Origin of the sequence: Tianweitania sp., assembly GCF_032053605.1 — a bacterium.
In the GTDB taxonomy this organism is placed as follows: domain Bacteria; phylum Pseudomonadota; class Alphaproteobacteria; order Rhizobiales; family Rhizobiaceae; genus Tianweitania.
Map to the genome: position 1 here is coordinate 1 of NZ_DAMBUH010000087.1, position 14,296 is coordinate 14,296.

At 61.5% G+C, this 14,296-nt stretch carries 12 protein-coding genes and 1 pseudogene; 10 read left to right on the forward strand and 3 right to left on the reverse strand.

The features are described 5' to 3' along the window. The 8 genes from ybgF to serA form a co-directional block, all read left to right on the forward strand. On the forward strand, nt 1–663 hold a 663-nt coding region (gene ybgF / locus RTX98_RS16080; RefSeq protein WP_312797845.1), incomplete at its 5' end, for a tol-pal system protein YbgF. Further along, entirely contained in the window at nt 657–1,796 is a 1,140-nt protein-coding gene (gene tilS / locus RTX98_RS16085) for a tRNA lysidine(34) synthetase TilS (protein ID WP_312797846.1), read from the forward strand. The genes ybgF and tilS, both read left to right, overlap by 7 nt. A gap of 167 nt (nt 1,797–1,963) precedes the next feature. Then, complete coding sequence (gene ftsH, locus RTX98_RS16090) at nt 1,964–3,907, forward strand: ATP-dependent zinc metalloprotease FtsH (protein WP_189505582.1); 1,944 nt, start codon at nt 1,964–1,966, stop codon at nt 3,905–3,907. 218 nt (nt 3,908–4,125) lie between these two features. Next, nucleotides 4,126–5,475: a phosphoglucosamine mutase gene (glmM, locus tag RTX98_RS16095; RefSeq protein WP_189505584.1), complete on the forward strand. Its 1,350-nt coding sequence runs from the start codon at nt 4,126–4,128 to the stop codon at nt 5,473–5,475. A 178-nt stretch (nt 5,476–5,653) separates the two neighbouring features. Continuing rightward, nucleotides 5,654–6,526 carry a porin family protein gene (locus tag RTX98_RS16100; RefSeq protein ID WP_312797847.1) on the forward strand — a complete coding sequence of 291 codons (873 nt, stop codon included), beginning with the start codon at nt 5,654–5,656 and terminating at the stop codon, nt 6,524–6,526. Between the two features lie 182 nt (nt 6,527–6,708). After that, complete coding sequence (locus RTX98_RS16105; RefSeq protein WP_312797848.1) at nt 6,709–7,410, forward strand: porin family protein; 702 nt, start codon at nt 6,709–6,711, stop codon at nt 7,408–7,410. Nucleotides 7,411–7,585: 175 nt separating this feature from the next. Beyond that, complete coding sequence (locus tag RTX98_RS16110) at nt 7,586–8,761, forward strand: phosphoserine transaminase (RefSeq protein ID WP_312797849.1); 1,176 nt, start codon at nt 7,586–7,588, stop codon at nt 8,759–8,761. 109 nt (nt 8,762–8,870) lie between these two features. Further along, complete coding sequence (gene serA / locus RTX98_RS16115) at nt 8,871–10,472, forward strand: phosphoglycerate dehydrogenase (RefSeq protein WP_312797850.1); 1,602 nt, start codon at nt 8,871–8,873, stop codon at nt 10,470–10,472. Nucleotides 10,473–10,494: 22 nt separating this feature from the next. Here the strand turns inward: serA and RTX98_RS16120 are convergent, their stop codons facing one another. The 3 genes from RTX98_RS16120 to RTX98_RS16130 are packed head-to-tail and all read right to left on the reverse strand — an operon-like array spanning nt 10,495 to nt 12,099. After that, nucleotides 10,495–10,899: a type II toxin-antitoxin system VapC family toxin gene (locus RTX98_RS16120; RefSeq protein WP_312797851.1), complete on the reverse strand. Its 405-nt coding sequence runs from the start codon at nt 10,897–10,899 to the stop codon at nt 10,495–10,497. A 5-nt stretch (nt 10,900–10,904) separates the two neighbouring features. Then, entirely contained in the window at nt 10,905–11,159 is a 255-nt protein-coding gene (locus tag RTX98_RS16125; protein WP_312797852.1) for a FitA-like ribbon-helix-helix domain-containing protein, read from the reverse strand. Between the two features lie 52 nt (nt 11,160–11,211). Next, nucleotides 11,212–12,099: a DMT family transporter gene (locus tag RTX98_RS16130; RefSeq protein WP_312797853.1), complete on the reverse strand. Its 888-nt coding sequence runs from the start codon at nt 12,097–12,099 to the stop codon at nt 11,212–11,214. Nucleotides 12,100–12,296: 197 nt separating this feature from the next. On the opposite strand from RTX98_RS16130, the gene RTX98_RS16135 reads away from it, so the two are divergent. Both RTX98_RS16135 and RTX98_RS16140 read left to right on the forward strand, forming a co-directional pair. Further along, a complete protein-coding gene (locus RTX98_RS16135; protein WP_312797854.1) occupies nt 12,297–13,595 on the forward strand; it encodes an adenylosuccinate synthase in 1,299 nt (432 codons plus the stop codon). Nucleotides 13,596–13,659: 64 nt separating this feature from the next. Further along, nucleotides 13,660–14,296, forward strand: a pseudogene (locus tag RTX98_RS16140) (hypothetical protein); the annotation flags it as partial.

Genomic DNA, 14,296 nt, shown 5'->3' on the forward strand with positions numbered 1-14,296 from the left:
GGAACCCAGACGGCGAGCGTTCCCCCGCTCGCCACGCCCGACACGACAGCAGCCGGCACGACGCCGGCTGCAACGCTGCCGTCGGCCGACACCAACAATCAGGTTGCCGCGACCGGCCAGCAGAATGGCAATCTGCCGAACAATCTCGGCTCGATCCGTTTCGACACCAACGGCAATCTCGTTGGCGGCACAACGAGTGCCGATCCCGTTGATCTCTTAAGCGGCACGCAGAACCCGCCCGCTCAAGCCAACACCAATGTCGCGGCGCTTCCGTCCACGGAGGATCCGGAAGAACTCTACCGCAACTCCTACGAGTTCATCCTGTCGGGCGACTACAAGACGGCGGAAGCCGGCTTCCGCTCTTATATCGACCGCTTCCCCTCGGCCAACCGCGTGCCGGACGCCAATTTCTGGCTGGGCGAGTCGCTTGCCGCGCAGAAGCGCCATCGCGAAGCCGCCGAGGTGTTTTTGGCCACCAGCCGTCAGTATCCGGATTCCAAGAAGGCGCCCGACACCCTGCTCAAGCTTGGTATCAGCCTGGCCGCGCTCAAGCAGCGCGAAGTTGCCTGCGCGACCCTGCGCGAAGTCGGTTCGCGTTACCCCAAGGCCTCTGACGCGCTCAAGGAGCGGGTTCGGCAGGAACTCGCAACGAACGGTTGCTGAACCCGGCTCAAGCTTCGGGTTCGGATCTTCGGCCTCAGCGCCTGTTCGGCAAGCTCGGCCTTCTTCAACGCCGATCGGTCATCGTGGCCGTTTCAGGCGGAAGCGACTCCCTGTCGCTGCTCACACTTCTTCACCACTGGTTTCTTGAACACGGACGCGTCCACGCACTTGTCGCGGTCACCGTGGATCACCGTTTGCGCGTGGAAGCTGCAGATGAGGCGCGTGTCGTCGCTGCCTTCTGCGCATCGCAGCGCATCCCCCACATCACGAAAGTCTGGACCGACGACAAGCCGCAAACCGGTTTGGCCGCCGCAGCGCGTGCCGCACGCTATCGCCTGCTGATCGAGGCCGCCCGAGAGGCCGGAACCGACATCGTGTTGACCGGGCATACGGAAGACGATCAGGCCGAAACGACTGCCATGCGCGCGGAACGGTCCGACGGCATCGGCCTTGCCGGAATGGCGCCGGAAACGCTGCTGGACGGTTCGATCTGGCTGATGCGGCCGCTGCTGGGTGTCAGCCGGGCAGCACTGCGGGAGCATCTCCAGAACTCGGACATTCCCTGGATCGATGATCCCAGCAACAGCAATCCGACGTCCGAGCGCGTGCGGGTGAGGGCAGGGCTGACGCCGGAATGGCGCATGCTCCTCGCAGAACAGGCGCAGCTGGCCGGCGCTGCACGGCGAGCGCTAGCGGAGAGAGCGGCGACCCTTTTGGCCGAGCACGTGACGGCAGATGCAGAGGCGGTGATGATCGCGCCGGCCTTCCTGCAAACCCCGGATCGGGACGCGGGAATCCACGCGTTCCGGCTTCTGCTTTGCGTTCTCGGTCGGCAGCCGCATTGGCCCGACCTTCCACGTGCCACCCTGTTGTTCGATCAGTTGGACCTGCTTGGCTTCTCTGGATCGCTGGCCGGCTGCGTCGCGCGCCATCGCCGCGCGGGGATCACGGTGCGGCCGGAGCGTCGTGGCGCTGGCGATCACGGCACGATCACGACGATGTTTGCCGGAACAGTGCTGCGACCAATCGTTCCTGGCTTCGACCTCGCTGCCATGCAGGCCTTGGCGAAGATGTTGAAGGCAAACGATTTGCCGGCGGCGCCTTCCTCCCAACACAATGCGCCATTCCCTTAACCCATCGCGTGTGATCTCCTTGGCAAGGGAGATGGCTCCACCTATGTTACGAGTAAGTTCCCGAAGCGCTGCTAAGTTTTTCCAGCGCGCGGACGGAAACCGGGGCGAGATGAACGGGCCGCGAGGCCACAAAGCGGTTCGTGCAAACGGGCCCGACAGGACAAAGAATGAATCCGAATTATCGCAATCTCGCTCTTTGGGCGATTATCGCTGTCCTTCTGATTGCGCTCTTCAATCTGTTTCAAACGCCGCAGCAGCGTGGCGCCTCGCGCGATGTCGCTTATTCCGAGTTCCTGCAGGAAGTGGATGCCGGGCGCGTCAAGAGCGTGACCATCGCCGGTGACCGCATTTCCGGCACCTATTCGGACAATGCGACGGGCTTCCAGACCTATTCGCCGGGCGACACCAACCTCGTTCAGCGCCTTGAAGGCAAGAACGTCACCATCACCGCACGGCCGGAAACGGATGGCCAAAGCGGTATTCTCGGCCTGCTCCTGTCCTGGCTGCCGATGATCCTGATCCTCGGCGTGTGGATCTTCTTCATGCGCCAGATGCAGTCCGGTTCAGGCCGCGCCATGGGCTTCGGCAAGTCCAAGGCCAAGCTGCTCACCGAAGCGCATGGCCGCGTGACCTTTGCCGATGTTGCCGGCGTCGACGAAGCCAAGCAGGATCTGGAAGAAATCGTCGAATTCCTGCGCGATCCGCAGAAGTTCCAGCGTCTCGGCGGCAAGATCCCGCGCGGCGTATTGCTCGTGGGCCCTCCCGGTACCGGTAAGACGCTGACCGCGCGTGCCGTCGCCGGCGAAGCCAATGTGCCGTTCTTCACGATCTCCGGCTCTGACTTCGTTGAAATGTTCGTCGGCGTCGGTGCAAGCCGCGTGCGCGACATGTTCGAGCAGGCCAAGAAGAACGCGCCCTGCATCATCTTCATCGACGAAATCGACGCGGTCGGCCGTCATCGCGGCGCCGGTCTTGGCGGCGGCAATGACGAGCGCGAACAGACGCTCAACCAGCTGCTGGTCGAGATGGACGGCTTCGAAGCCAATGAAGGCGTGATCCTGATCGCCGCAACCAACCGTCCGGACGTGCTTGATCCCGCACTGCTGCGTCCAGGCCGCTTCGACCGCCAGGTCACCGTGCCGAACCCGGACGTCAACGGTCGCGAAAAAATCCTTAAGGTTCACGTCCGCAACGTTCCGCTGGCACCGAATGTCGACCTCAAGATTCTGGCACGCGGCACGCCCGGCTTCTCGGGTGCCGACCTCATGAACCTCGTCAACGAGGCGGCGCTGATGGCTGCGCGGCGCAACAAGCGCCTTGTCACCATGGCCGAGTTCGAGGATGCCAAGGATAAGGTGATGATGGGCGCCGAGCGCCGCTCGCTCGCCATGACGCCTGAAGAAAAGAAGAACACGGCCTACCACGAAGCCGGCCACGCGATCATCGCGCTGATGCTGTCGTCGACGATCGACCCGATCCACAAGGCGACGATCATTCCGCGCGGCCGTTCGCTCGGCATGGTGATGACGCTGCCGGAGTCCGATCGCTACAACTGGACCTATGAAAAGGCGATTGCCCGCCTTGTCATGCTGTTCGGTGGCCGCGAAGCCGAGATCATTACCTTCGGCAAGGAGAAGGTCACCACGGGTGCCGCAGGCGACATCCAGATGGCGACCGGTCTGGCCCGCTCGATGGTCATGGAATGGGGCATGTCCGAGAAGCTCGGCCGCGTTCGCTATAAGAGCAACGACCAGGAAGTGTTCCTCGGCCACTCGGTTGCACAGAGCAACAACATGTCCGAGGAAACCGCCCGCCTGATCGACGAAGAAGTACGCCGCCTCATCGAGTATGGTGAAACGGAAGCACGCAAGATCATCACGGAAAACCACGACGCGTTCATCGAGATCGCGGAAGGTCTGCTGGAATACGAGACTCTAACTGGCGACGAGCTGCGCGGCATGCTGGAAGGCAAAAAGCCAGCCCGCGACCTTGGCGACGATACGCCGCCCTCGCGCGGTTCGGCCGTGCCGAATGCCGGTTCCACCGGCGGTCGCCGCAAGAAGGGGGGCGAAGAGCCGGAAGGCGGAATGGAGCCCCAGCCGCAGGGCTAAGGTTCCCGCCTCGAAAGGCTTCAACAATCAAAATTCCAGCAGTGATCCTGCTGGCATTTTTCGTTTTGCACCCAAGCTTTGATTCTTGCGCCAACCTTCCCTTGCAGCGGGTTGCTTAGGAAGAAGTAACATCTGCTCATATAATGTGATGCTCGCATCTTGCGATTCCGTGTCAAAGCAAACGCCATGACCCAAACCATTGCGGGCAATCGAACAGCATGAGCAGGAAATATTTCGGAACCGACGGTATCCGCGGAACGGCCAACCAGTTCCCGATGACCGTTGAAGTCGCGATGAAGGTCGGCATGGCCGCAGGGCTTTGCTTCCATCGCGGCAATCACCGCCACCGGGTGGTGATCGGCAAGGACACGCGTTTGTCCGGCTATATGATCGAGAACGCGCTGGTCGCGGGCTTTACGGCGGCGGGCATGGACGTGTTCCTGCTCGGACCGATCCCGACGCCGGCCGTCGCGATGCTGGCGCGCTCGCTGCGCGCCGATCTCGGCGTGATGATCTCGGCCTCGCACAATCCCTATAATGACAACGGCATCAAGCTGTTCGGTCCGGACGGCTACAAGCTGTCGGACGAGATCGAAGCGCGCATCGAGGCGATGCTCGACCAGAAGGAGCCGCTACAGGTTGCGGCACCCGACCAGATCGGCCGCGCCAAGCGTATCGACGGCGTGCATGACCGTTACATCGAATTCGCCAAGCGCACGCTGCCGCGCTCGATGTCCTTGTCCGGCCTGCGCATCGTGATCGATTGCGCAAACGGCGCCGCCTACAAGGTCGCGCCCGCCGCCCTTTGGGAACTCGGCGCCGAAGTCATCGCGATCCATGACGAGCCGGATGGCATCAACGTCAACAAGGAATGCGGTTCGACCCATCCGCTGAGCCTGTCGAAGAAGGTTCACGAAGTGCGCGCCGATATCGGCATCGCGCTCGATGGCGATGCCGACCGCATGATCATCGTCGATGAAAACGGCACGTTGATCGATGGCGACCAGATCATGGCGCTGATCGCCGAAAGCTGGGCGAAGTCCGGTCGTCTGGCCGGCGGCGGCCTGGTTGCGACCGTGATGTCCAATCTCGGGCTGGAGCGCTTCCTGACCGAACAGGGCCTGTCGCTCCATCGCACCAAGGTTGGCGACCGCTATGTGGTGGAACATATGCGCGCCCACGGCTTCAATGTCGGCGGCGAGCAGTCCGGCCATATCGTGATGTCTGACTTCTCCACGACCGGCGATGGCCTCGTTGCCGCTTTGCAGGTTCTGGCCTGCATCAAGCGCGAGGGACGGCCGGCCTCGGAAGTCTGCGCCAAGTTCGAACCGGTGCCGCAGGTCCTCAAGAATGTGCGCTTCTCGGGCGGCAAGCCGCTGGAAAGCAAGCCGGTTCAGAAGATGATCGAAGACGTGCGCTCGCGTTTGGGCGAGGGCGGTCGTCTCGTGATCCGCCCCTCCGGCACCGAACCCCTCATCCGCGTCATGGCGGAAGGCGACGATCGCAACCTCGTCGAAACCGTGGTGAATGACCTGATCGGCGTTATCGCTGACCAGCGCGCGGCTTGATATATTCGCAAATTTGAAGATAAGCCGGCCTTTGTGCCGGCTTTTCTTTTGTCTCAATGATTAAAGTGTTGCGAGAACGTAGTTAAAGAAGACGGTTAAGCGTCATTTAACCTTTCTATGTCAACGTCCCCAAAGTTCATCCGGCGCCGATGGTCGGCGATCGTTCAGGGGTACGACGATGTTCGATTTCCGCACGCCGCTCGCCGGCATCCTCCTGCTGGGCAGCCTGGCCGTTCCAGCAGTCGCCGCCGATCTCTACGAGCCGCCGGTTGTCGAGGCCGCACCCGCCGTTGAATACCGTGAGGTTTCGACCGGCAACTGGTATATTCGCGGCGACATCGATTACAGCAAGCTGAAGTTCCGCGGCGCCGACTATACAGTGGTCGAGACGGTCGAGAATTGCTGCGGCGACGTCGTTGCTGCCCGCCTTGTGGATGGCAACCGTTTGTCCGGCAAGCTGCGCGAATCCTTCAGCGTCGGCGGCGGTATCGGCTACAAGATCAACGATCACTTCCGCACCGACCTGGTGCTGGACTACCAGACCAAGTCGCGCTTCCGCGGAACGACTTTCGGCTGCGGCGGCCTCTGCTATTCGGATGATCGCACCAACCTGACGGCGCTGACGCTGCTCGCCAACGCCTATATCGACATCGGCACCTGGCACGGCTTCACGCCTTATGTCGGCGGCGGTCTTGGCGGCGCGCACGTGAAGTGGGACTCGCTGCGCAACACGGCTTGCTCCGTCGACGGCGCATGCGACGCCACACTGACGCATGATGGCCGCAGCGAATGGCGCTTCGCCTATGCCGCGATGGCCGGCGTGTCCTACGCCTTCACCTCCAACCTCGCGCTGGATGTCGGCTATCGCTACACCAAGATCTCCAGCGGCCGCATGTTCGGCGGCGATGACGCGGTTGGCGGTCCTTACACCGGCAATGGCCGCGACAAGGGCCTCGACTTCCACTCTGTGCGCGCCGGCCTGCGCTACTCCTTCGGCGGCAGCACGGTTGCCGAGCCAGCTTCCTACGAGCCGGCTCCGGTTTATAAGTAAGCTACCATCCTCCCATCACCTGACCTGTTCAACCGCTCGGCTTTCGCCGGGCGGTTTTGCTTTGTGGCAGACCCGCCATCAAGCTTACCAATCCGTTAGCCTTAACCCCAGCTTAACCACTCTCGTTAATATTGCTGCGGAGATGGCAGCCTGTTCGCGCTGCTTCGCCGGAGACTGGAGTGATGATGCTGACCACCCGCCTGATCGCCATTGCCGCTTTCCTTTGCGCAGGCGGCACGGCCTTTGCTGCCGATTATGATCCGCCGATCATCATCGACGACGCCCCGGAAGTCGTTCCGGTGGAGGTCGGCTCCGGCTGGTATCTGCGCGGCGATGTCGGCTACACGATCTCGAACGGCTCGGATAATGGCGGCGGCGGTGCCTTCGACTTTGACGAGGACCATACGAGTGTCTTCGGCGGCGGCGGTATCGGCTATCATTTCACCGACTATTTCCGGGCCGACATCACCGGCGCCTTCCTTCAGCAGGAAGAAGCGAGGCTTGATCTTGGCGATCTGCGCGGCAGCATCAAGTCGACGATGAGCTATGGCATGGCCACAGGCTATGTCGATCTCGGCACGGTCGTTGGCGTCACGCCCTATATCGGCGCGGGCGCTGGCTTCATCTATTCGCACAACACCAATTCCGGCGACGTGGCGTTCGCGGACTTCCCCGGCGCCTATCCCGATGACGACTTCGCCTTCGCCTACACGCTCAATGCCGGTTTCGCTTACCGCATGACCGAGAACCTGTCGCTCGATGTCGGCTACCAGTATCTGAACTCCCCGGACGCCAAGCACTTCTCGGCATCCAGTGACGGTTACGTCGACGAGGGCTTCGACATGCACCAGGTCAAGGTCGGGTTGCGTTACGACCTTTGGTAACAGGCCTCAAACAGGCGAGATCAGGCGGCCGGCTTCGGCTCGCCGTTTTCGTTTCTGAGTATAGTCTGTAAGCGACGATTTGTTTGTTCTTGACGGCAAGGCGCTTCATCAATAAACACGTCCGTGGGCCACACCTCCCCAACGAGGTGCCGACTATCTGGAAGGATAGACCACGATGACGACACAGACCAAGCCGGCATTGCGCCCGGCCAATCCCCAGTTTTCTTCTGGACCTTGCGCCAAACGACCGGGATGGTCGTTGGATGCCGTGAGCGATGCCGCACTCGGCCGCTCGCATCGCGCCAAGGTCGGCAAATCCAAATTGCAGGAAGCGATCGACCTCACGCGTGAGGTGTTGCAGGTGCCGGCGGATTACCGCATCGGCATCGTACCTGCTTCCGATACCGGCGCTGTCGAAATGGCGCTCTGGTCGCTGCTCGGCGCCCGCGGCGTCGATGTTCTCGCCTGGGAAAGCTTTGGTTCAGGCTGGGTGACGGACGTGGTCAAGCAGCTCAAGCTCCCGGATGTCCGCACAATCGATGCGCCTTATGGTGCGCTGCCGGATCTCACCACCGTCGATTTCGACCGTGACGTGGTGTTCACCTGGAACGGCACGACATCAGGCGTACGTGTGCCCAATGCTGACTTCATCCCCGCCGACCGTCAGGGTCTGACGATTTGCGACGCGACCTCGGCAGCTTTCGCGCAGCGGCTCGATTACGCTAAGCTCGACGTCGTGACCTTCTCCTGGCAGAAGGTGCTGGGCGGCGAGGCGGCGCATGGCATGCTGATCCTCAGCCCGCGTGCCGTTGAACGGCTGGAAAGCTACAAGCCGGCCTGGCCGCTGCCGAAGATCTTCCGCCTGACCTCGGGCGGCAAGCTGATCGAAGGCATCTTCAAGGGCGAAACGATCAACACGCCCTCCATGCTCTGCGTCGAAGATTACATCGATGCGCTGCGTTGGGCGAAGTCGATCGGTAGCCTTGAAGGCCTGATTGGACGTGCGGACGCGAACTTCGCAGCGCTCGACCGTTTCGTGGCCGACAGCGACTGGCTGGGGCATCTGGCGGTAGAGCCGGCAACGCGCTCCAACACCTCCGTTTGCCTGTCGATCACCGATCCCGAGATCGAAGCGCTGAACGCCGACGGCAAGGCAGCTTTTGCCAAGGGCCTCGTTTCAGCGCTGGAAAAAGAGGGCGTCGCCCTCGATATCGGCGCCTATCGCGATGCCCCTCCCGGCTTGCGCATCTGGTGCGGCGCGACCGTTGAAACGGCCGACATCGAGGCGCTTCTGCCTTGGTTGGACTGGGCTTTTGCTGCCCAGAAGGCGCAGCTGAAGGCTGCTGCCTGAAGCTTTCGCGAGGCGGCTCCGGCCGCTTCGCTCACCACCACATTCCCAGATCTTTCTTCGCTTCGCTCTTTGGTGCTGAGAGGCGAAATCCATCGCAAAGGACCTTCCTATGCCTCGCGTACTCGTTTCCGATAAACTCTCCCCGACCGCCGTTCAGATCTTCAAGGATCGCGGTGTCGACGTCGACTACCTGCCGGATCTCGGCAAGGACAAGGAAAAGCTGCTTGCCGTCATCGATCAGTATGACGGTCTGGCGATCCGTTCGGCCACCAAGGCGACGGAAAAGCTGATCAATGCCGCGACCAAGCTGAAGGTGATCGGCCGCGCCGGTATCGGTGTCGACAATGTCGACATCCCCGCTGCCAGCCGTAAGGGCATCATCGTGATGAACACGCCCTTCGGCAATTCGATCACGACCGCCGAACACGCCATTGCCCTGATGTTCGCGCTCGCCCGCCAGCTTCCGGAAGCCAATGCTTCCACTCAGGCCGGCAAGTGGGAAAAGAACCGCTTCATGGGCGTCGAGATCACCGGCAAGGTGCTGGGCGTGATCGGCTGCGGCAATATTGGCTCGATCGTGGCGACCCGCGGCGTTGGCCTCAAGATGCGCGTGATCGCCTTCGATCCGTTCCTGTCGGAACATCGCGCGGAAGAACTCGGCGTTGAAAAGGTCGAGCTCGACGATCTCCTGAAGCGCGCCGACTTCATCACCCTGCACACGCCGATGACGGACAAGACCAAGGGCATCATCAATGCCGAAGCCTTTGCCAAGATGAAGACCGGCGTGCGCATCATCAACTGCGCGCGCGGCGGTTTGATCGTCGAGGCCGATCTCGTTGAAGCGCTGAAGAGCGGCAAGGTCGGCGGTGCGGCCGTCGATGTATTCGAGACTGAGCCGGCCACCGAAAACCCGCTGTTCGGCATGGAAAATGTGGTTGCAACGCCGCATCTCGGCGCATCGACTTCGGAAGCGCAGGAGAATGTCGCGCTGCAGGTTGCCGAGCAAATGGCCGATTATCTGATTAAGGGTGCCGTTACCAACGCGATCAACATGCCTTCGATCACGGCCGAGGAAGCGCCGCGCTTGAAGCCGTTCGTGAAGCTCGCGGAAGTACTCGGCGCCTTTGTCGGGCAGGTGACCGAAGATCCGATCACCGAAGTCGAAATCCTGTTCGATGGCGCAACCGCGACCATGAACACGCGCGCCTTGATCAGCGCAGCCCTTGCCGGCCTGATCCGCCCGCAGGTGGCTGACGTCAACATGGTGTCGGCGCCCATCATGGTGAAGGAGCGCGGCATCATCGTGTCCGAGGTCAAGCGCGACAAGTCCGGCGTGTTCGACGGCTATATCAAGCTGACGGTAAAGACGGAAAAGATGTCGCGCTCGATCGCCGGCACCTGCTTCTCCGACGGCAAGCCGCGCTTCATCCAGATCAAGAACATCAACCTGGATGCCGAAGTCGGCCAGCACATGCTCTACACCACCAATGCCGACGTGCCCGGCATGATCGGGTTGTTGGGCGGCGTATGCGGCAAGAATAACGTCAACATCGCCAACTTCCATCTGGGACGCGACCATCCGGGCGGTGACGCGATTGCGCTGCTTTACCTCGACGCGCCATTCCCGGAAGCCGTGTTGCAGGAACTGCGCGACTTGCAGGCGATCCAGTCCGCCAAGCCGCTGACCTTCGACGTGGCCCCGGCTGCTTAAGGCGAAACGACTATAAAGCTCGTCAGTCCCAGGGATTGACGAGCTTTAGGCCAAGACCTTCGAAATCGCGGATGTTGCGCGTTGCGAGTGTGGCATTGTTCGCAAGAACGATGCCGGCGATCTGGGTGTCGGGAAAATCCAGGTTGCGGCCGGTCGAATGAGCCTGCGCAAGGATGGTGGCTGTAAAGACAGCTGCTTCCTTATCGAAAGCCAGTACATCTTGTAGATAAGCGCTCCGCAATGTGGCGAAGCGCTCCTCCAAGTCGCGTCGCTTTCTTCCCAGCGGCATTCTTTCGATGCCGTAGGTGATCTCCATGATTGTTATGGAGGTCGTTCGGATGAGTAAATGCGGCTGTTGGTTAAGCCAATGCGCGATCGCGGGATGGTCTCCAGGCTTCATAAGAGCCGAGACAACGTTCGTGTCCAAGATCATCATTCGTCAAAGCTAAATGGCTTGTAGGTCTGTCGAGGAAGTGGTGTCAGTTCCTCATCGCCCCAATCGAAGTCTCGGAACAGATCTGCGATCTTTGACCCGAGACCGCGCTTGTCCTCAGCTTCGACCGGCGCAAGCTGCCTCACCAAAATCGTCCGCGCCTCTTCTTCCATGCTCACGCCATGCGCCTTTGCGCGGCTGCGCAGGCGCTCTTTGACCTCATCGTCGAGGCGGCGGATGAGAAGCTGGGCCATCGTTTCTGCTCCGTGATATCAGCTTGCAGAACAATGATATCATTCGGTTTGGTCAAGGTCGAGTCAGACTGCGCCGCTCAGCCAGTGCGATGCCGGCCAGGATCATGGCGAGCGCAATCGCGTGGTAGAGGTGAAACTCTTCGCCTAGGATCAGCACGGCCAGCAGTGCGCCCCAAAGAGGCAGCAGGTTTATGAAGAGGCCGGCGCGGTTCGAGCCGATGAGTTCGACGCCCTTGATGTAAAGAACCTGTCCCAGCAGGGACGGGAAAAGCACGATGAAGGCGATCAGCGCCCAGCCCTCCAGATCGGGCAGGATGGTCGAACCGGACGCCGCTTCCAGTGCCAGGAAGGGCAGGGCGGATAGTGTGGCGCCCAGGCAGAGCATGATCATCAGGCTCGTCCAATGCAGCATGGGTTTGGCTTTGAGGGCCGCGGTGTAGAAGCCGTAAGCGATGATGGCGAGCAGCATCAGCGCATCGCCGAAATTGACGTTGAGCGTGACGAGGTTTGCCCATTCGCCGCGCAGGGCAATCACCAGCACCCCGATGAAAGACAGGGTGAAGCCGAGCACCTGTTCCAGATGCACCCGGCTGCCGAACAGGGCGAAGCTTGCGGCGAAAACAAACAAGGGCATGCCGCCTTGCAGGATGCTCGTATTCACCGCCGTCGTAAAATGCAGTGCGTAATACAACGCGACGCTGAAGCCGGTGAAGCCGATCGCGCCCCAACTCAGCAGATAGACCCAGCGTGCGCGGATCAACGCCCAGTCGCGCTTCAGCTGGTGCGCTTGCGTTGCGAGCAGGATCAGAAAAACCGCGCCCCATCGCACCGTCACCAGCACCATCGGCGACACATGCCCGACCGCAAGCTTGCCGGCGATGGAATTGCCGGCCCAAAGCAGCATCGTCAGTGCCAAAAGAGGATAGGCTGTTTTGCGCATGAAAGCTCCCGACTGCAGAGGAGGCAGTAGCGGGCAAGGGCTCTCCAAGTAAATGGTCAGCCGACCGAGTTTGTTGTGCCTGACTTTGCCCAAATCGTTAATCAAGGGTCGCGCAACGGCAGTGCAGCGGTTATAGAGGCGTCTGTTTTCAACTGTTTGCGGCTTGTTTGACCGCGAGAACCTGTACGGAAGATAGCATGGCCAACGTAGTGGTCGTCGGCTCGCAATGGGGCGATGAAGGCAAGGGCAAGATCGTGGACTGGCTGTCGGAGCGCGCCGATGTGGTGGTCCGCTTTCAGGGCGGCCACAATGCCGGTCATACGCTGGTCGTGGATGGCAAGACCTACAAGCTTTCCTTGTTGCCGTCCGGCGTCGTGCGTCCCGGCAAGCTGTCGATCATCGGCAGCGGCGTGGTGTTTGATCCGCATGCTTTCGTGGCTGAGCTCGAGCGCATCCGCGCGCTGGGCGTCGAGATCGGGCCGGACCGGCTCAAGATCGCCGAGAACACGCCGCTGATCCTGTCGGTGCATCGCGAGCTCGACGGCTTCCGCGAGGATGCCGCGTCGAATTCCGGCACCAAGATCGGTACGACCCGCCGCGGCATCGGTCCGGCCTATGAAGACAAGGGTGGCCGCCGTGCGATCCGTATCATGGATCTTGCCGAGCCTGACACGCTGCCGATGAAGGTCGACCGCTTGCTGACGCACCACAACGCGCTGCGCCGCGGCCTCGGTCATCCGGAAGTGGCGCATGAAACGATCATGGCCGAGCTGACATCGGTGGCCAGCGAGATCCTTCCTTACATTGACAGGGTCTGGAAGGTGCTGGACGACAAGCGCCGCGCTGGCGAGCGCATCCTGTTCGAAGGCGCGCAGGGCACCTTGCTCGACGTCGATCACGGCACCTATCCCTTCGTGACCTCCTCCAACACCGTGGCCGGTCAGGCCGCGGCCGGTTCAGGCGTCGGTCCGGGCGCAATCGGCTATGTGCTGGGCATCACCAAGGCTTATACGACGCGTGTCGGCGAGGGGCCGTTCCCGAGCGAGCAGGACAATGAAGTCGGCCAGTTCCTGGGCGAGCGCGGCCATGAATTCGGCACAGTTACCGGGCGTAAAAGGCGCTGCGGCTGGTTCGATGCGGTGCTGGTTCGCCAAGCGGTCGCTGTCAACGGCATCGACGGCATCGCGCTGACCAAGCTCGACGTGCTGGACGGCTTGGACGAGATCAGGGTCTGCACCGGCTATCGTCTGGACGGTGAGGTGATCGACTACCTGCCGGCCAGCCAGGGCGCGCAAGCCCGGGTGGAGCCGATCTACGAAGTGCTAGAGGGCTGGAAGGGCACCACGAAGGGTGCCCGCAGCTGGAATGACCTGCCGGCGCAGGCAGTCAAATATGTGCGCCATATCGAGGAACTGATTGGTGCGCCGGTGGCGCTTCTTTCAACCAGCCCGGAACGCGACGACACGATCCTTGTGACCGATCCGTTTCAAGATTAATTCGTGAAACACCAGACGCCGGTGATTTGGCCGGCGTCCCCGCCGAGATAAGGTTTCAACCCGAATGGCAGATTTCGTCGCCGTCCTTAAGAAGACGATCGAAGGGCTGAGCGAAAACACGCCGGAAGTGCGCGCCAAGGTTTATGCCAAGGCGCGCGCGACCATCGACTCCAAGCTGGCAGCGATCAATCCGGCGCCGCCGGCAGCCGTGGCCGAGCGCCAGCGGCAGGCGATCGAAGATGCGATCCAGGCGGTGGAGCAATATTACGCGCCTCCGGAAGAGGATCTCGACGAACTCGATACGCTGTTCGACACCTACCAATCGGACGACGACCATTTCCCCGAGCCGCAGCTTGAACGAGAGCAGCCGGCCGTGCTTCCGCGCACCGGCGAGTTCGCCGTTTCTGAACCACGCCAGGAAGATGCGTATGCGCGCGCAGCGCTTCCCGGCGACGCGGTTGATGACGAGCCTGCGCTCGACGAGGTCGGTCATGATCGTGAGCGGGATCGTCCGTTTATTCCGCAGCCTGTTTATCGCGACAAGCCGCGCCGTGGCGTTTCTGGCGGGCTGATCGCCGCCGTTCTGGCGCTGCTGGTTCTCGGCGGTGGTGCTTATGCTGCATGGTCCAACAAGGACGCGCTGACGGCCTGGGTCGGCGTGAATGGTGCCGGCGATGTTGCCGAAGGAACGGATCTGCCTG

Coding starts and splice junctions, on each gene's coding strand:
- ftsH (WP_189505582.1), top strand. CDS start 1,964: ATGAATCCGAATTATCGCAATCTCGCTCTTTGGGCGATTATCGCTGTC.
- glmM (WP_189505584.1), top strand. CDS start 4,126: ATGAGCAGGAAATATTTCGGAACCGACGGTATCCGCGGAACGGCCAAC.
- RTX98_RS16100 (WP_312797847.1), top strand. CDS start 5,654: ATGTTCGATTTCCGCACGCCGCTCGCCGGCATCCTCCTGCTGGGCAGC.
- RTX98_RS16105 (WP_312797848.1), top strand. CDS start 6,709: ATGATGCTGACCACCCGCCTGATCGCCATTGCCGCTTTCCTTTGCGCA.
- RTX98_RS16110 (WP_312797849.1), top strand. CDS start 7,586: ATGACGACACAGACCAAGCCGGCATTGCGCCCGGCCAATCCCCAGTTT.
- serA (WP_312797850.1), top strand. CDS start 8,871: ATGCCTCGCGTACTCGTTTCCGATAAACTCTCCCCGACCGCCGTTCAG.
- RTX98_RS16125 (WP_312797852.1), bottom strand. CDS start 11,159: ATGGCCCAGCTTCTCATCCGCCGCCTCGACGATGAGGTCAAAGAGCGC.
- RTX98_RS16130 (WP_312797853.1), bottom strand. CDS start 12,099: ATGCGCAAAACAGCCTATCCTCTTTTGGCACTGACGATGCTGCTTTGG.
- RTX98_RS16135 (WP_312797854.1), top strand. CDS start 12,297: ATGGCCAACGTAGTGGTCGTCGGCTCGCAATGGGGCGATGAAGGCAAG.